General features: G+C 63.0%; 17 protein-coding genes. 12 read left to right on the top strand and 5 right to left on the bottom strand.

Features of this window, described 5'->3' with window-relative positions:
* Positions 1–119: 119 nt before the first annotated feature.
* A complete protein-coding gene (locus K4O48_RS17850; protein ID WP_222909687.1) occupies positions 120–1,022 on the bottom strand; it encodes a polyprenyl synthetase family protein in 903 nt (300 codons plus the stop codon).
* Between the two features lie 118 nt (positions 1,023–1,140).
* Here K4O48_RS17850 and fni point away from each other — a divergent pair, with 118 nt between their 5' ends.
* The 5 genes from fni to crtB are packed head-to-tail and all read left to right on the top strand — an operon-like array spanning position 1,141 to position 7,118.
* Entirely contained in the window at positions 1,141–2,190 is a 1,050-nt protein-coding gene (fni, locus tag K4O48_RS17845) for a type 2 isopentenyl-diphosphate Delta-isomerase (RefSeq protein ID WP_222909686.1), read from the top strand.
* A gap of 42 nt (positions 2,191–2,232) precedes the next feature.
* The gene (locus K4O48_RS17840; protein WP_222909685.1) at positions 2,233–3,519 is read left to right on the top strand and encodes a glycosyltransferase; all 1,287 of its coding nucleotides are present in this window, start codon (positions 2,233–2,235) and stop codon (positions 3,517–3,519) included.
* On the top strand, positions 3,512–4,678 hold the full coding sequence (crtY, locus tag K4O48_RS17835; protein WP_222909684.1) for a lycopene beta-cyclase CrtY: 1,167 nt from the start codon (positions 3,512–3,514) through the stop codon (positions 4,676–4,678). The genes K4O48_RS17840 and crtY overlap by 8 nt, the downstream gene beginning before the upstream one ends.
* Positions 4,675–6,195, top strand: coding sequence for a phytoene desaturase (locus tag K4O48_RS17830; protein WP_222909683.1), 1,521 nt, complete (start codon positions 4,675–4,677; stop codon positions 6,193–6,195). Before crtY ends, K4O48_RS17830 begins: the two co-directional genes overlap by 4 nt.
* The gene (gene crtB / locus K4O48_RS17825; protein ID WP_222909682.1) at positions 6,192–7,118 is read left to right on the top strand and encodes a 15-cis-phytoene synthase CrtB; all 927 of its coding nucleotides are present in this window, start codon (positions 6,192–6,194) and stop codon (positions 7,116–7,118) included. The genes K4O48_RS17830 and crtB overlap by 4 nt, the downstream gene beginning before the upstream one ends.
* Here the strand turns inward: crtB and K4O48_RS17820 are convergent.
* Both K4O48_RS17820 and K4O48_RS17815 read right to left on the bottom strand, forming a co-directional pair.
* Positions 7,078–7,611, bottom strand: coding sequence for a sterol desaturase family protein (locus K4O48_RS17820; RefSeq protein WP_222909681.1), 534 nt, complete (start codon positions 7,609–7,611; stop codon positions 7,078–7,080). The genes crtB and K4O48_RS17820 overlap by 41 nt on opposite strands.
* 94 nt (positions 7,612–7,705) lie before the next feature.
* Complete coding sequence (locus tag K4O48_RS17815) at positions 7,706–8,749, bottom strand: NAD(P)H-dependent flavin oxidoreductase (protein WP_222909680.1); 1,044 nt, start codon at positions 8,747–8,749, stop codon at positions 7,706–7,708.
* A gap of 147 nt (positions 8,750–8,896) precedes the next feature.
* On the opposite strand from K4O48_RS17815, the gene K4O48_RS17810 reads away from it, so the two are divergent.
* Positions 8,897–9,736, top strand: coding sequence for a 23S rRNA (adenine(2030)-N(6))-methyltransferase RlmJ (locus K4O48_RS17810; RefSeq protein WP_222909679.1), 840 nt, complete (start codon positions 8,897–8,899; stop codon positions 9,734–9,736).
* 689 nt (positions 9,737–10,425) lie between these two features.
* Here K4O48_RS17810 and K4O48_RS17805 read toward each other — a convergent pair.
* Both K4O48_RS17805 and K4O48_RS17800 read right to left on the bottom strand, forming a co-directional pair.
* Entirely contained in the window at positions 10,426–11,400 is a 975-nt protein-coding gene (locus K4O48_RS17805; protein ID WP_222909678.1) for a serine/threonine protein kinase, read from the bottom strand.
* Between the two features lie 68 nt (positions 11,401–11,468).
* Positions 11,469–12,176: a ComF family protein gene (locus K4O48_RS17800; protein ID WP_222909677.1), complete on the bottom strand. Its 708-nt coding sequence runs from the start codon at positions 12,174–12,176 to the stop codon at positions 11,469–11,471.
* Between the two features lie 92 nt (positions 12,177–12,268).
* Here K4O48_RS17800 and bioB point away from each other — a divergent pair, with 92 nt between their 5' ends.
* The 6 genes from bioB (at position 12,269) to K4O48_RS17770 (ending at position 17,343) form a co-directional block, all read left to right on the top strand.
* Positions 12,269–13,327, top strand: coding sequence for a biotin synthase BioB (gene bioB, locus K4O48_RS17795; protein WP_222909676.1), 1,059 nt, complete (start codon positions 12,269–12,271; stop codon positions 13,325–13,327).
* A gap of 104 nt (positions 13,328–13,431) precedes the next feature.
* A complete protein-coding gene (bioF, locus tag K4O48_RS17790; RefSeq protein ID WP_222909675.1) occupies positions 13,432–14,613 on the top strand; it encodes an 8-amino-7-oxononanoate synthase in 1,182 nt (393 codons plus the stop codon).
* Positions 14,606–15,328: an alpha/beta fold hydrolase gene (locus tag K4O48_RS17785; protein ID WP_222909674.1), complete on the top strand. Its 723-nt coding sequence runs from the start codon at positions 14,606–14,608 to the stop codon at positions 15,326–15,328. Before bioF ends, K4O48_RS17785 begins: the two co-directional genes overlap by 8 nt.
* Positions 15,325–16,143 carry a malonyl-ACP O-methyltransferase BioC gene (gene bioC, locus K4O48_RS17780; protein WP_222909673.1) on the top strand — a complete coding sequence of 273 codons (819 nt, stop codon included), beginning with the start codon at positions 15,325–15,327 and terminating at the stop codon, positions 16,141–16,143. The genes K4O48_RS17785 and bioC overlap by 4 nt, the downstream gene beginning before the upstream one ends.
* A 1-nt stretch (position 16,144) precedes the next feature.
* On the top strand, positions 16,145–16,843 hold the full coding sequence (gene bioD / locus K4O48_RS17775; RefSeq protein ID WP_222909672.1) for a dethiobiotin synthase: 699 nt from the start codon (positions 16,145–16,147) through the stop codon (positions 16,841–16,843).
* A 245-nt stretch (positions 16,844–17,088) separates the two neighbouring features.
* Positions 17,089–17,343: a hypothetical protein gene (locus K4O48_RS17770; protein WP_222909671.1), complete on the top strand. Its 255-nt coding sequence runs from the start codon at positions 17,089–17,091 to the stop codon at positions 17,341–17,343.
* Positions 17,344–17,557: the final 214 nt, after the last annotated feature.

Below are 17,557 nucleotides of genomic sequence, written 5' to 3'. Positions count from 1 at the left end.
AAAATTCCTCCATTTTTATGCGACCGAGTCTAAGGAGGCGTCGAGACGGCTGCCTAGCACCATACATTCGAGTGATAGAACGACACAGCGGTCGGCTCTGAGCCTTGGCCGCGCCCACTTCATCGAGGCGTGCCGCAGAAGCGCTCGAGGAGCTGCGCGAGGCAGCCATCACCAACGCCGGCATTGATCAAGTGCTGTTCGGCACGGGCGAGGTGCTCTTCCACGTGCTGACGTGCCGCCTCGGGGCCGAGCAGCGAGACGACGGTGCTCTTGCCGGCGTCCTTGCCTGTGTCCTTGCCGATCTGCTGTGGGCTGAGGCCGTCAGCCAGATCGTCCAGCAGTTGAAAGGCGAGGCCCAGTTCGGTGGCGAAGCCGTTGAGGTGGCGCGTGCAGTTGACACTGGCGCCGGTTATCAGGGCGGCGAACTCCACGGCGGCGGTAAACAGTGGGCAGGTCTTCAGGCGGTTGGTGCGCGCGATCGCATCCAGCGGGCGCGCGCGCTGCCCTTCGCGCAGATCATGAAACTGGCCGCGGACCAATCCCTGCGCACCCGTGGCCTGCGCAAGGATACGCACCAGCTGACTTCGCACAGGCGCAGGAACATCCGGCGAAGAGGCGGCTATGCTGAACGCTTGGCTGAGCAACGCGACCGAACCAAGTACGGCGACGTCTTCGCCGAATTGTCGATGAATGGTCGGCCGCCCGCGACGCAGCTCGGCGTTATCCATGCACGGTAAGTCATCCAGGAACAGTGACGCGGCGTGCACCATTTCCAGGGCACAGGCAAGATCAAGCCCCGTGTCGGAAACAGACCCGCCTTGCAGATCTCTGAGCGTAAACAGCAGGAGTAGTGGCCGGATGCGCTTGCCTGGTGCGAGGGTTCCGTCGCGCATCGCGGTGCCGATCACGTCCTCTGCAGGCGCCGTCGTCAACCAATGGTCAAGCCTTTCGTCGACCTGAGCACGCAGCGTACGGATGCTCTGTTCGAAGTCGTGTTGCGTGTTCGGCACAGCGATGGCCATGATGACCTCCTGTATCGGTTTTTGGTAGATATCGCCACAATACCTGTACAGCGTGTATAAGTCTTGGCACTTTTAATGGCCACATCCGTCAACCTAAGGTCATCGAACGAGGCGCCGTATGAGCAGAGAACTGATTGAGGAGCGAAAGAATGATCATCTGGATATCGTTCTCGACCCCCGTCGCGCCGTCACTTCGGTAGATCCTGGCTATGCTTGCCTGACGTTCGAGCACTGTGCGGTGCCGGAGTTGCGTCTGGACGACGTTGATATTCGAGCGACGTTGTTTGGAAGGGCGCTGTCGGCTCCCTTGCTGATCAGTTCAATGACCGGCGGTGCGGCTCGTGCGACCCAGATCAACCGGCACTTGGCCGAGGCGGCCGAGGTGCTGGGTATCGCTCTGGCAGTGGGCTCGCAACGAATCGCGCTTGAAACCGGCGCAGATCAGGGGCTGACGCGACAACTGAGACAACTGGCGCCATCCGTTCCATTGCTGGCCAATTTCGGTGCCGCGCAGCTGGTCGTCGGCTATGGGTTGGAAGAGGCGCAGCGCGCGGTGGACATGATTGAGGCCGATGCGCTGATCATTCACCTCAACCCGTTGCAGGAAGCCGTGCAGGTGGGCGGCGACGGCGACTGGCGTGGCGTGCTTCGAGCGATCGAAGCGTTGGCCTTGCGTCTGCCCGTGCCGCTGGTGGCGAAGGAGGTCGGGGCGGGCATTTCTCCAAGCGTGGCACGGCGGCTGCTTGAGGCCGGGGTGTCGGTCATCGATGTCGCCGGCGCGGGCGGTACCAGCTGGGCAGCGGTCGAAGCGGAGCGCACGCTGGACCCGCAGCAGCGGGCCATCGCTCAGGCATTTACCGGATGGGGCATTCCCAGCGCACAGGCGATCGCGTCGGTAAGACGCGCCTGTCCGGACGCCCATTTAATCGCTTCCGGCGGGGTACGCGACGGCATCGACGTGGCCAAGGCAATTCGCCTCGGCGCCGATCTGGTTGGTCAGGCGGCCGGGGTCTTGAATGCCGCACTGATCGGAACACAAGCCGTGGTGGAGCACTTCCAAACCCAAATCGAACAGCTACGCATTGCCTGCTTCTGCACCGGCTCGGCGAATTTGGCAGCACTGGCAAAAGCGCCTCTGTTGCCGCCTTTCGATCCGTCCAGTGTCTGATATCAACTCACAGGTTGCCCGACTCCGCCCAGGTACCGTTCGATGACCCACTTTGCGGTAATCGCATTGCCGTTTCACAGCCATCTGCGCGCGATGGAGGCCATCGCCGCTGAGCTGTTGGCCCGTGGGCATCAGGTCACGCTTGTGCAGCAGGCCGATGTCGCCGCGGCGGTCCAGCTCCCACAGCTGGGCTTCGCACAGGTCGGCGCAGCCTCGAATCCGACAGGCTCACTCGCGGCGGTGATCAATCGCGCGGCACGGCCCGGCGGTCCTTGGGGTATACGGCGGGTCATTGCGGACATGGCGGCGTCGACCGAAATGTTTTGCCGGGAAGCGCCTGGCGTGGTCCGCGCGATTGGGGCCGAGGTGGTTATTGCCGACCAGATGGAGCCTGCCGGTGGTCTGGTGGCGGATTATCTAGGCGTGCCCTTTGTGTCAGTCGCCTGCGCCTTGCCCGTCAATCGAGAACCGTGGATACCGCTGCCCGTCATGCCCTGGCGCTATCTGGTCACGCCGTGGGGCGAGCAGCTGAATCTGCACAGCAGCCGCGTCTACGACCGAATGATGCGAGCGCACGCTGACGTGATCGCCCGTTACGCTGCAGCGTTCGGTCTGCCGCCTCGGCAGCGCCTCGATGAATGCCTGTCGCCGCTGTTGCAGTTAAGCCAGACCATCCACGGCCTGGACTTCCCGCGTTCCGCGCTGCCTGCGCATTTCAAGGTGGTAGGTCCATTACGCACAGCGTCAGCCGACACGTCATTCGATGTGCCGATCACGGACAGCCGCCCGTTCGTATTTGCCTCGCTGGGCACCTTGCAAGGCGATCGTTTTGGCCTGTTCAAGCGGATCGCAGAGGCCTGTCGGGAGCTCGACCTGCAACTACTGATTGCGCACTGTGGGCGCCTCGGTCCGCGTCAGGAAAGCAGACTTCTCAACGCCGGTGCGAACTGGGTGACCGATTTTGCCCCGCAACGCGCGGTGCTGGCCCGCGCCGATGCGATGATCACCCATGCCGGGCTGAACACCGTGCTCGATGCGCTGGAGGCCGGCGTGCCGAGCCTGGCACTGCCAATCGCGTTCGATCAGCCCGGTGTGGCAGCCCGTGTGGTGCATGCGGGCGTTGGGCTTAAGCTCGACCCGCGTTTGGCCAGCCGTGGACGCATCGTGCAGGCATTGCGGCGATTGTTGGGGGAACCGGACTTCGCACGGCGTGCGCGAGGTCTGGGCGAAGAAGTCCGCACTGCAGGCGGCGCGCCACGTGCGGCGCAGTTGATCGAGCAGGCACTCGGGGTTGGTTCGCCCGTTACGCAAGGGGTGAAGCATGGCTGATGCCGACCTGATCTTCGTCGGCGGCGGTCTGGCCAACGGACTGCTGGCCCTGCGGCTGCGGCATCAGCGTCCCGACCTGCGTTTGCTGATCATCGAGCAAGGCGACACCCTGGGCGGCAACCATACCTGGTCCTTTCACCAGCACGACCTGACGCCGACCCAGCATCGCTGGCTGGAGCCTTTGGTGGGGATGCGCTGGCCAGGGTACGACGTGATCTTCCCGGGCCTCGATCGGCGGCTGGATAGCGGCTACGCGAGTATTTTTTCAGAACGGTTTCATCAGTACCTGATGGCTGAACTGGGCGATGGCGTGCGTGTACGTGCGGCCGTTGTAAATGTGGAGCCCCAACGCGTGCGGTTGGCCTCGGGTGAAGTCCTGCAGGCCGGCGCGGTGATCGATGGGCGCGGAGTGCGGCAGACCGAGCAGCTGGCGCTGGGCTTTCAGAAATTCCTCGGCCAGGAAGTGCGGCTGCAGCGTCCCCATGGCCTGACCCAGCCGATCATCATGGACGCCAGCGTCGCTCAACACGACGGCTATCGTTTCGTCTACGTGCTGCCGCTCAGCGCCGACACGCTGCTGATCGAAGACACCTATTACGCTGATGGCGATGCCGTGGCCCTCGATACGCTGCGTGACAACATCGTCAGCTACGCCAGCGGCCGTGGCTGGGTCATCGTCGAGGTGCTGCGTGAAGAGCAAGGCGTGCTGCCCATCGTGCTCTCCGGTGACCTGCCAGCATTCTGGGATGAAGCACGCGGCGTACCGCAGACGGGTCTGTCCGCCGCCTTGTTTCATCCCACCACCGGCTACTCGCTGCCTGACGCGGTGCGCCTGGCCGATCATCTGATCGCGCGGGATCGTTGGGACGTGACCAGCCTATTTGAAGCGATCCGCGAGTATTCCCTGGCGCAATGGCGCCAGCGCGGTTTCTTTCGTTTGCTCAATCGCATGCTGTTCATGGCTGGCCCGGCCGATCGCCGCTGGGCCGTGATGCAGCGCTTCTACCGCCTGCGCGAACCGCTGATCCAGCGCTTTTACGCGGCAGACCTGACGACCTGGGACCGCTTACGCATCGTCTCGGGCAAACCTCCCGTGCCGGTCGGCGAAGCGCTGCGTGCGCTCGCCGCCGGCAACCTGCACCACAAGGACAAACGATGAACGAGGCAACAGGCGGGACGCCCAAGCGGGCCGTGGTGATTGGCGCCGGTTTCGGCGGGTTGGCGCTGGCGATTCGCCTGCAGCGCAGCGGTGTGCAGACCACGCTGTTGGAAAAGCGCGACAAGCCGGGGGGGCGCGCCTATGTCTATCACGACCAGGGCTTTACCTTTGATGCCGGCCCGACGGTCATCACCGATCCGCCGGCGCTTGAAGAACTCTTCAGCGGCGCCGGCAAGCGCATGGCCGACTACGTTGAATTGTTGCCGGTCAGCCCCTTCTATCGGCTGTGCTGGGAAGACGGTTACAGCTTCGATTACGTCAACGATCAGGTCGAGCTGGACCGGCAGATCCATGCCCTGAACCCAGCGGATGTCGCCGGTTATCAGCGATTTCTCGCCTACTCCCGCGCGGTCTACGAAGAGGGCTACGTCCAGCTCGGCACGGTGCCCTTCCTATCATTTCGCAGCATGATCGGCGTCGCCCCGCAGCTGGCCAAGCTGCAAGCCTGGCGCAACGTGTACAGCATGGTGGCCAAGTTTGTGGAGAACGACCGGCTGCGCCAGGCGTTGTCCTTCCATTCGCTGCTTGTCGGCGGCAACCCGTTCGATACCTCATCGATCTATGCGCTGATCCACGCGTTGGAGCGCCAGGGCGGTGTCTGGTTTCCGCGCGGCGGCACCGGTGCGCTGGTGCAGGGAATGGTCAGGCTGTTCCAGGATCTCGGCGGCAAGCTGGAGCTCAATGCCGAGGTGGCGCGGATCGAGCTGGCGGATGGCCGAGCGAAGGCCGTGATCACGGGTGATGGTCGTCGCTTCGATACCGATGCGGTCGCCTCCAACGCCGATGTCGTCAACACCTACAAGCAGTTGCTCGGGCATGAGGCGCGCGGCCGCGATGAAGCTAAACGGCTCTCCGGCATGCGCTTCTCCATGTCCTTGTTCGTCATTCACTTCGGCCTCAAGCGCCGTCATGAGCATCTGCAACACCACACGGTGTGCTTCGGTCCGCGCTACCGCGAACTGATCGACGAGATCTTCAAGCGCGAAACCCTGGCTGACGATTTCTCTCTTTATCTGCACGCGCCCTGCGTCACCGATCCCTCGCTGGCGCCGGAAGGTTGTGCCAGCCACTACGTGCTGGCGCCGGTGCCGCATCTGGGCACGGCGGATATCGACTGGGCGGTGGAGGGGCCGAAATACCGCGACCGCATTTTCGAGTACCTCGAGCGGCACTACATCCCGGGGCTGCGCGGCGATCTGGTCACCCATCGGATCTTCACGCCGCACGATTTCCGCGACGAGCTCAATGCGCATCTGGGGTCGGCGTTTTCGCTGGAGCCGATTCTTACCCAGAGCGCCTGGTTCCGCCCGCACAACCGTGATGACGTTATTCCCAACCTCTATATCGTCGGCGCCGGCACCCATCCTGGCGCAGGCGTGCCAGGTGTCGTCGGTTCGGCCAAGGCCACAGCCGGATTGATGCTGGAGGACTTCATGTTGAAGGAGCAGACCGGATGAACGACCGGGTAATTGATCACTCGACTCAGGCAATCAACGTCGGCTCCAAGAGTTTCGCGGCGGCGGCGAAGCTGTTCGACGAGCGCACCCGCCAGAGCGCGGTGATGCTCTATGCCTGGTGCCGTCACTGCGACGACGTCATCGACGGGCAGACCCTGGGTCATGGTCAGGTCGAGGGTGATCGCTCCACCGGCGAGGCGCGACTGGCCGAGCTGGTTGATCTCACTGAGCGCGCCTATGCCGGCGAGCCGATGAGCGATCCGGCCTTCGCTGCGTTTCAGCAGGTGGTTCAGCGTCATCAGATCCCCAAGCGATACCCGCTGGAGCATCTCGCCGGTTTTCGCATGGATGTGCAGGACTACCGCTACCAGACCCTCGACGACACGCTGCTCTACTGCTATCGCGTCGCCGGCGTGGTGGGCCTGATGATGGCGCGAGTGATGGGCGCGGAAGCGGAACCGACGCTGGATCGCGCCTGTGATCTGGGGCTGGCGTTTCAACTGACCAATATCGCGCGCGATATCGTCGAGGATGCCCAGATCGGGCGCATCTACCTGCCGGCTGACTGGCTGGCCGAGGTGGGTATTCCAGAACGCGAGGTCGCGCTGCCACAGCATCGTGCTGCATTGGCGACCCTGGCGACGCGTTTGGTGAATCTGGCCGAGCCGTATTACCAGTCGGCCTCTCAGGGGCTGCGTGACTTGCCGCTGCGCTCAGCTTGGTCCATTGCCACTGCCCATGGCGTCTACCGGCAGATTGGCGTCGAAGTGAAAGCGCGCGGCGCGAGCGCTTGGGATACGCGCGTCTCGACCAGCAAGGGGCAAAAACTACAGTTTCTGCTGGGTGGCGGGGTGTTGGCGCTCGCGTCTCGGTGGATGCAGATCAGGCCGCGTCCTGATTCGCTTTGGCAGCGTCCGGGTTAGATGTGCCCGGGTTTTTGCGCAGCGGCCCGTCGTGTAGCTCGCGCAATTGCTGCTTGAGCACCGGCAGGGGCGGGGCATAGAGGAAACCGAATGACACGCAACGCTCCTTGCCTTCGACCGCATGGTGCAGGCGGTGCGCCTGGTAGAGGCGCTTGAGGTAACCGTTGCGCGGCACGTAGCGCAGCGGCCAGCGATGATGAACCAGCCCGTCATGGGCGATGAAATACAGGGCGCCATACGCCGTCATGCCAGCGCCGATCCACTCCAGCGGGCCGTAACCGGCCGTACCCAGCGCGATCAGCAGAATCGCCACCCCGGCAAAGACAATCGCATACAGATCATTTTTCTCGAACCAGCCCGTGCGTGGCTCATGGTGGGACTTGTGCCAGCCCCAGCCCCAGCCGTGCATTACATGCTTGTGCGCCCACCAGGCGAACAGCTCCATGCCGGCCAGGGTGGCGAGAAAAACTAAGGTATTGGTGAGCACGGTCATATCCAATCCGTTCGTATGGCGGGTCGGGCCAGTTTACGCGCTACGCCGCGACAATGGACCCAGCTCCGACGCCTGGCGCTGCCCGCTTTGTCGCTCAACCGTTCCAGCCGGCCCCCAGTGCTTTCGTCAGTCGAGCCGCAGGAATGGGTTGGCAACCGCTGGCGTTCTGTCCAGCCCAGAGCGGTGAGAAATGATCGATGCCTTGAGGCTCGGTTACCGCACGCAAGCTCGCAATGGCGTTGCCCGCAAGCGGGAAAGATGGCACGTCGGCGGGCCTCGCACCCAGTTCACGAATGAGGCGATTGACGATGCCCCGCGCCGGCCGGCCGGAGAACAGCGTCGTCAGCACCGTATGCGCTGCGGCCGGACTCTGCAGCGCTTGGCGGTGCAACGGGCTGGCGCGGCTCTCATCACATAGCAGGTAAGCAGTGCCAACCTGCACGCCGGCCGCGCCGAGGGCTTTTGCAGCGGCGACGCCCGCTGCGTCGGCGATGCCACCGGCAGCAATCACCGGAATGTCCAGCGTGGCAACCAGCTGGGGCAGCAAGGCGAAAGTGCCAATCTGAGTGTCGATGTCAGCGCTGAGAAACATGCCCCGGTGGCCGCCCGCTTCGAGGCCTTGCGCGATCACTGCATCGACACCCTGCGCCTGCAGCCAACGTCCTTCTTCAAGGGTCGTGGCACTGGACATGGTCTTGGCTCCCGTCGCTTTGACGCGTTGCAGCAGCTGTGGCTCGGGCAAGCCAAAATGAAAGCTGACGATCGCCGGGCGGTGCCGCTCCAGCACCTCGGCCATCGCCGTATCGAAAGGCTTGCGGGTTGCGCCGGTGGGGATGCTCGCGGCGTCGATTCCCCGCTCTTGGAGATACGGGGCTAGCAGCGCCAGCCAGGCTTCAGTACGTACGGTGTTTTCAGCCGGGGTCTGGTGGCAGAAGAAGTTGAGGTTGTAGGGCTTGCCTGTCAGCGCGGCCATGGCCGTCAACTCGGCGTCGAGCGTCTCGGCGTTGAGCATGCCGGCCGGGATCGAGCCCAGCCCGCCGGCCTCGGAAACCGCCGCGGCCAGTTGATGATTTTGCGAGCCGGCCATCGGCGCCTGGATAACGGGTAGGGTGATTGGGAAGAGGTCTCGAATGTCCATCAGAGCGTCCTGAGTGGCTGGGGGCGGGTCGGTCACTGTAGCAGCCGTTTAGCGAAGTTATGCATCCTTGGCCGCCCATGCGTTTCGTCCAGCCCCTGCGAATCGCGACTCAGCACGGTTAGACTGTGCGCTCCTCAGGAGTGCCCGATGAACTACCGCCACGCTTTTCACGCCGGCAATCACGCCGACGTTTTCAAACACCTCGTCTTGTCCCGGCTGTTCGCCATGCTTGCGCGCAAAGAGGCGCCGTTTGCGTACCTCGACAGTCACGCGGGCGTGGGTCTGTATGACCTGGCGGGCGATCAGGCCAGCCGTACCGGCGAATGGTTGCAAGGCATTGCGCGCCTGTGGCCGGCCGACGACATCCCGGCAATGGCCGAGAACTACCTGAACGTGATCCGCGCACTCAACCCCGACGGTGCACTGCGTTATTACCCCGGCTCTCCGGAGCTGGCGCGGCAGCTGACTCGCCCGCAGGATCGCTTGCAGCTCAATGAGAAGCACCCTGAAGACGGCCGCCTGCTTAAAGACAACATGTCCGGTGACCGCCGTGTCGCGGTGCACCTGGGCGAGGGCTGGCACGTGCCGCGTGCCTTGATGCCTACTCATGAAAAACGCGTGGTGCTGCTGGTCGACCCGCCGTTCGAAAAGGCTGACGAGCTGAGCCGGTGTGTCCAGGCGCTGAGTGAGGCGCTGGGGCGTATGCGCCAGACCATCGGCGTGATCTGGTATCCGATCAAGGATGAGCGGCAGCTCAAACGCTTCTACCAGGACCTGTCGCGCAGCGGTGCGCCAAAGCTGCTGCGAGCCGAGCTGTTCGTTCACCCTACCGATGATGCGCTGCGGCTGAACGGCTCCGGTCTCGCCATCAGCAATCCGCCGTGGGGGCTTGAGCAAGAACTGCGCGAGCTGCTGCCCTGGTTGGCCAAGCTGTTGGGTCAAAGCGACGGGGGCTGGCGGCTGGACTGGCTGATCGAGGAGGCCTGACCGCGAAGAGATGCTGTGTGCACGTGGTGGGCTGAAGCCCACCCTACGATTCGCAGGGTGCACTTCAGTCCTCCGTAGCAGCCGCGTAGGGGAATGTCGGTTCGCACGTCCACCGAGACCACCGCCCGGTGGGTCGGTGAAGCGCGACCCACCCTACGTAAGCCGCCCGCTCAGACCCGTAGGGTGGGCTTCAGCCCACCAGAAGCACGCACGCGCTTAGCTGGATGCGCCAGTTGTAGGGTGGATGTCGCTCTTACATCCACCGTGATGCCGCTCGGTGGATCGGTGGAGCGTGATCCACCCTACGTAAGCCGCCCGCTCAGACCCGTAGTGTGGGCTTCAGCCCACCAGAAGCGCGCACGCGGTTAGCTGGATGCGCAGGTCGTAGAGTGGATGTCGCTCTTACATCCACCGTGACGCCGCTTGGGGGGATCGGGGAAGCGCGACCCACCCTACGTAAGCCGCCCGCTCAGACCCGTAGTGTGGGCTTAAGCCCACCAGAAGCGCGCACGCGGTTAGCTGGATGCGCAGGTCGTAGAGTGGATGTCGCTCTTACATCCACGGTGACGCCGCTTGGTGGATCGGTGGAGCGTGATCCACCCTACGAAGCTTCAGCCCACCGAGCAGGGCCGACGCGAGCTCCGCAAGACTCTCCAACTTATCCACCTCGCTCGCGTCCTACCCCCCAGCTAAAAAAGCTTCAGCGGTTCTTCCTGTAGCGCCGACATCTGTTCGCGCAGGATCAGTACCTGATCGCCCCAATAGCGTTCAGTGCCAAACCACGGGAAGCTCATGGGGAAAGCCGGGTCGTCCCAGCGGCGCGCCAGCCAGGCGCTGTAATGCATCAGGCGCAGGGCGCGCAGGGCTTCGATGAGCGGCAGTTCGCGTGGGACAAAGTCGTGAAACTCGTTGTATCCATCCACCAGCTCGGACAGCTGTCCGAGCCGCTCGTGGCGTTCGCCAGCGAGCATCATCCAGATGTCCTGCACGGACGGCCCCATCCGGCAATCGTCCAGATCGACCAGGTGGAACGCATCGTCACGAGCCAGAATGTTGCCGGGATGGCAGTCGCCATGCAGGCGGATCGGCTGGAAGTCCGTGCTGGCGAACACATCGTCCACGCGTTTCAACAGATCGCGCGCGACTGATTCGTACGCCGGTAACAGGCTCTTGGGGATGAAATTGCCGTCCAGCAAAGTCGCCAGCGATTCATGGCCAAAGTGCTGCGCATTGAGTGTTTCGCGATGCTCGAACGGCCGGCTGGCGCTCACCGCGTGCATGCGGCCCAACAGCTGACCGAGCCGATAGAGCTGGTCGAGATTGCCTGGCTCCGGTGCGCGGCCGCCACGTCGGGGGAAGAGCGCGAAGCGGAAACCGCTGTGTTCGAACAGCGTCTGGCCGTCACGTTCGAATGGCGCAACGACCGGGATCTCGCGATCAGCCAGCTCCTGAGTGAACTGATGCTCCTCGAGGATCGCTTCGTTGCTCCAGCGACCGGGCCGATAGAACTTCGCCACGATCGGCGTCTCGTCCTCGATGCCGACCTGGTAGACCCGGTTTTCGTAGCTGTTCAACGCCAATACGCGAGCATCGCTAATGAAGCCGGCGCTTTCCACCGCATCGAGCACAAGATCAGGCGTGAGTGTGTCGAAGGGGTGGCTCATGGTCGGCTCCGTAAATGGGTCGGCCAGTGTATTGCACTGGCGGGTTTACACAACCGCGGCTCTGCCGCCTAGCCGCCCGGCTTTGGCGTACGCGCCAGGCAATAGATATCGACCCGCACGGCGCCCGCGCGTTTCAGCAGCCGCGCCAGTGCCTCAGCGGTGGCGCCGGTGGTCAATACATCGTCTATGAGTGCCACGTGACGGCCGTGAACCTGCGATTCATCGGTCACTGCGAAGGCGTGGCGAAGGTTGCGGTGGCGGTCGGCGGCATCCAGCTCCTGTTGTGATTGGGTGTCTTGTATGCGCTGCAACAGCTCGGCCCGGACCTGGATGTTCAGTGGCGGGCTTAACCAGTTGGCGAGCATATGCGCCTGGTTGAAGCCACGTTGACGCAGTCGCTTGTTAGCCAGCGGTACGGGTACCAGCATATCGGGGCGCTGCAGGCCCTCGTCGAATTGATGTCGGATATGGCGCGCTAGATGCTCGGCCAACAACCGACCGAACGGCCAGTGCGACCGATGCTTGAAGCGGGTAATCAAGGTGTCCACCGGAAAGGCGAAACACCAGGGCACGGCGACGTGCTCGAACGCCGGTGGGCGTTTCAGGCACTGACCGCATGCCAGGCCGGTCGTGGGAAGCGGCAGAGCGCAGATCGAACATTGTCCGCGGAGCCAAGGCAGTTCGGCCTCGCAGGGCCCACACAACGACTGCTCAGTTTCGCAGCGCTCATCACAAAGCGCACAGTAATGTTCAATTTTTAACCAGTCGTAAACCATGATTCCTTTCCTGGTTGACAGAAAGTCGGCATTGGCTAACATTTCGCATCCGTGTCTGGCCGCCGCGCCACTATTAATTACAAGGAATGCCCATGAGCGCCACTGCCGCTTCCGTTACCCGTCACGACTGGCGTCTCGCCGAAGTCAAGGCGCTCTTCGAGCAACCCTTCAATGACCTCATCTTTCAGGCTCAGGCCGTCCACCGCCAGCACTTCGATGCCAACCGTGTACAGGTTTCGACGCTGCTCTCGATCAAGACCGGCGCCTGCCCCGAAGACTGCAAGTACTGCCCGCAGTCGGGCCATTACAACACCGGTCTCGATAAAGAAAAGTTGATGGAAGTGCAAAAAGTGCTGGCAGCCGCGGCCGAAGCCAAAGCTATCGGCTCGACGCGCTTCTGCATGGGCGCGGCCTGGAAACATCCCTCTGCCAAGGACATGCCCTATGTGTTGAAAATGGTCGAGGGCGTGAAAGCGCTGGGCCTGGAAACCTGCATGACGCTTGGCAAGCTGGATCAGGAACAGACCAAGGCCCTGGCGGCTGCAGGCCTCGATTACTACAACCACAACCTCGACACCTCGCCGGAGTTCTACGGCAACATCATCACCACCCGCACCTACGCCGATCGTCTCGAGACGCTGAGCTACGTGCGTGAGTCCGGCATGAAGATCTGCTCCGGCGGCATCCTCGGGATGGGCGAATCGCTGGACGACCGCGCCGGGCTGCTGATCCAACTGGCCAATCTGCCCGAGCACCCGGAATCGGTGCCGATTAACATGCTGGTCAAGGTCAAAGGCACGCCGCTGGCCGACGAGCAGGACGTCGATCCCTTCGATTTCATCCGCATGCTCGCCGTGGCGAGGATCATGATGCCGAAATCCCACGTGCGGCTATCCGCCGGGCGCGAGCAGATGAACGAGCAGATGCAGGCGTTGGCCTTCCTCGCCGGCGCCAACTCGATCTTCTACGGCGAGAAACTGCTGACCACCGGGAACCCGCAGGCTGACAAGGATATGCTGCTGTTCAAACGCCTGGGCATCCAGCCCGAAGCGCGCGAGGAGCACGACGACGAAGTGCACCAGGCCGCCATTGAGCAGGCACTGGTCGAGCAGCGGGACAGCAAGCTGTTCTATAACGCCGCCTCGGCCTGATTAGTTAACGAGTTGCACCCCTCTGTAGCAGCGACCTGCTCACGAAGCCAGGTCGTTGCTACAGGTTCGCCAGCATGCTGGCTCCTACAGAAAGCCCACCCGCTATGTCTTTCGACCTGAAGACCCGTCTCGCCGAGCGCCGCGCTGCGCACCTCTATCGTCAACGCCCGTTGCTGGAGACTCCGCAGCGGCCTGAGGTCATGGTCGATGGCGAGGCGTTGCTGGCGTTCTGCTCGAATGATTATCTCGGGCTCGCCAGCCACCCCGAAGTAATCCGCGCCATGCAGCTGGGCGCCGAACGCTGGGGCGTCGGCGGCGGCGCTTCGCATCTGGTGATGGGGCACAGTACGCCGCATCACCAGCTCGAAGAAGCCTTGGCTGACTTTACTGGGCGGCCGCGGGCTTTGCTGTTTTCCACCGGCTACATGGCCAATCTCGCGGCTGTCACCGCGCTGGTACGGCAGGGCGATACGGTACTGGAAGACCGAATCAATCACGCCTCACTGCTGGACGCGGGGCTGCTCAGCGGCGCGCGGTTCTCCCGTTATCTGCACAACGATGCGCAAAGCCTCGCCAAGCGGCTGGAAAAGGCGACCGGTAATACCCTGGTCGTCACTGACGGGGTATTCAGTATGGATGGCGATCTCGCCCACCTGCCGGTGCTCTGCGCCACTGCTAAAGCCAGGAACGCCTGGGTGATGGTCGACGACGCTCACGGCTTTGGTCCGTTGGGGCGGACCGGCGCTGGCATCGTTGAGCATTTTGGTCTGGGTGTCGATGACGTACAGGTGTTGGTCGGCACGTTGGGCAAGGCGTTCGGTACTGCTGGCGCCTTTGTCGCGGGCAGCGAGGAATTGATCGAAACGCTGATCCAGTTCGCCCGGCCTTACATTTACACCACCAGCCAGCCACCGGCGGTCGCCTGCGCCACGCTGAAAAGTCTGGAGCTGCTGCGCAGTGAGGGCTGGCGTCGCGAACATCTGAATCGGCTGATCGCTCGCTTTCGGCAGGGCGCCGCCGAGATTGGCCTCACGCTTATGAACAGCCCGACGCCGATCCAGCCGATTCTGGTGGGCAGCAGCGAGCGGGCCTTAAAGCTGTCTGCTGCCCTTCGCGCGCGCGGAATTCTGGTTGGCGCCATCCGTCCGCCGACAGTACCGGCTGGCAGTGCGCGACTGCGCGTCACCTTCAGCGCGTCGCATAGCGAGGCGCAAGTGGAACGACTGCTGGATATCCTGGCCGAATGCTGGAATCGATTGGCCGAGGAGCCAGAAGCGGATGCCTAATCAGCTGATTTTGCTGCCCGGATGGGCGTTTGGCCCGGCTGCGTTGCAACCATTGTGCGAGGCGCTGTCGGAGCTCGCGCCGGATCTCGAGGTGGTCATCGAGCCCTTGCCTGAGCTAGCAGACGCCGGCGCCTGGCTCGAAGAGCTGGACCGTCGCCTGCCTCAAGACAGCTGGCTCGGCGGATGGTCTCTGGGTGGCATGTTGGCCACCCAGCTAGCAGCACGACGCGTTGATACGTGCGGTGGGCTGATCACCATCGCCGCCAATCCCTGCTTCCGTGCGCGTCCTCAGTGGCCCGAAGCGATGGCCACCGACATATTCGATGCCTTTCATGAGGCGTTCCGGCTGGACCCGGAGGAAACCCTCAAACGGTTCCGTTTGCTCTGCAGCCGCGGTGGCTATGATCCGCGAACTTTGGCGCGCCAGTTGGAAGTCAGTCAGTCGACATCCTCGCCTGCGGTTCTGGACGCAGGCTTGCAGCTATTGGCCGAACTGGACGGGCGCGGGGCATTGCATGGCTATTTCGGCCCTCAGCTGCACCTGTTTGCCGGTAACGATGCATTGGTCCCGGCTGCTGCCAGCGATGCGCTGCGGCGCTGGATGCCGGGCATCGAAGCCGAGCTGCTGACAGGTGCCAGCCACGCGCTGCCACTCGAACGTCCCGATGATGTTGCGTCAATGATATGGGCATTTATCAAGGGCATGGTGATATGAACAACCTGGTCATGGCTGCGGGGCCAAGGGTGGTCAGCGATCTGCCCGACAAGCGTCAGGTCGCCGCCTCGTTTTCCCGTGCGGCCACCAGTTACGACGCCGTAGCCGAGTTGCAGCGAGCCGTGGGCAACACCTTGTTGGAATGCCTGCCCGGCGATCTGCTGCCTGAGCGATGGTTGGACTTGGGTTGCGGTACTGGCTATTTCTCAAGAGTCCTGGCGACCCGCTTTCCCGCTGGAACAGGCGCCGCGCTGGATATTGCCGAAGGCATGTTGCGCCACGCTCGGCCTCAGGGAGGCGCGTCAGCATTTGTGGCGGGCGACGCCGAATGTTTACCGGTACGCGATGCGTCGTTCGAGCTGATCTTTTCCAGCCTTGCGCTGCAGTGGTGCGACGATTTTGCCGCCGTGCTGAGAGAGGCTGAACGGGTACTGCGCCCCGGTGGGGTGTTTGCGTTCAGCAGTCTGTGCAATGGCACGTTGCAAGAGCTGCGCACCAGCTGGGAGCGCGTGGATGGCTTCGCCCACGTGAATCGTTTTCGCTCTATTGATGTTTACCGGCAGCTTTGCGCCATCAGTGGCCTGCGCCTGGGGCGATTGGAGGTCCGGCCACAGGTGCTGCATTACGCCGAGCTGCGCCAACTGACCTACGACCTTAAAGCCCTGGGTGCGCACAACCTCAACCCGGGCCGCCCGGGTGGGCTGACCGGCAGGGCGCGTATCCGTGCGCTGGTGGATGCGTATGAACAGTTCCGCACCCCGGCGGGACTGCCAGCCACTTATCAGGTCGTGTACGGCGTACTCCACAAGGATTGACATGACGACTGCCTTTTTCGTTACCGGCACGGATACCGAGGTCGGCAAGACCACCATTGCGTCGGCGTTGCTGCATGCTGCGCGGTTGGCAGGGCTGAGTACGGCGGCGGCGAAGCCTGTCGCTTCCGGTTGTGAGCTCACGGCCGAAGGCCTGCGCAACGACGATGCACTGGCCCTGCTAGACGAGTGCTCGCTGTCGATGCGCTACCAGCAGGTCAACCCGTTCGCCTTCGAGCCGGCCATCGCACCACACCTGGCTGCGCGTGAAGCCGGGGTCGAATTGACTGTCGCCCAGTTGCTTCAGCCGGTGCGCGACATGCTGGCGCTGAAGGCGGATTTCTCGGTGGTAGAAGGTGCCGGTGGCTGGCGCGTGCCGCTGGCCGGTCGCGAAGCGCTGTCGGATCTCGCCATACAACTTGGTCTGCCGGTGATCCTGGTGGTCGGGGTTCGCCTCGGCTGTATCAATCATGCGCTGCTCAGCGCCGAAGCCATCGAGCGTGACGGGCTGCAGCTGGCTGGATGGGTCGCCAATATCGTCGATCCGGCGACGTCGCGGCTGCAGGAAAACCTTGAAACCTTGACTGAGCGTCTGGCGGCGCCGTGCCTCGGTCAGGTGCCGCGTCTGGAAACGGCAAGCCCGGCGGAGGTGGCGCACTTTCTCGATTTGCGCGCGCTCAAGGCTTCCTCATTCGAGTCTTGAAGACACTGCTGTTCGGGGACGATGCGCAGGATATCCAACGACGGTGATGGATCACGTTGTCCGTCGGGTCGGCGCAATCGAGCAGCGGCTGCGTCTGGATCGCAGACATTCCGTTCAGTGGCGCTGCACCAATGAAGGCCCGCGCCGTATTCGTAATAAAACGCTGACGTTTATTGCGACATGCAACTGGCGTCAGCGGAACGGCTCTGCTTCAATGATGGCCAAGTGATCCAAGGAGTCGAACCATGCAGATCAACAGCAGCCTTCTCTCGGCAGGCCTCGGTGCGTACCAGGCCGGTCAGCAGCGCGTAGAGCAAGCAGGCATGGCCATAGCCGAACGCACTCTGCCAGTCGAAACCTCGCAAGTGATGGCCGACAGCGTCGAGCTGACCGAAGAGCTGGTTCAGATGAAAGTCGGCGAGCACCAGGCCAGGACGGGCGTCCGCCTGCTAGAAACCGCTGACGAAGTACTTGGCACCCTGATCAACACCAAAGCCTGACCTCCGACCCCGGCCGTTCTGGCCGGCGGCTTTGCCCGCCTCGGGTAGTCATACCGCCATTGATATCCGCGAAGATGCCGACAAACGGGGTCCTGCCCGCTGCTTGACATCGTCTAGGCCTAAACGTATGTTTCAAACGCCTGTTTGACCTGCCGGGGCTATGCCGGATGGTCCATTCCAAATCAAGCGTGGCTGACCCGTCAGTCACCTGAAT

It is taken from the genome of Pseudomonas sp. DNDY-54, assembly GCF_019880365.1.
GTDB lineage: Bacteria > Pseudomonadota > Gammaproteobacteria > Pseudomonadales > Pseudomonadaceae > Stutzerimonas > Stutzerimonas stutzeri_P.
The sequence above is the reverse complement of the archived record's forward strand: the minus strand, read 5'-3'. Positions and strand labels throughout refer to the sequence as shown.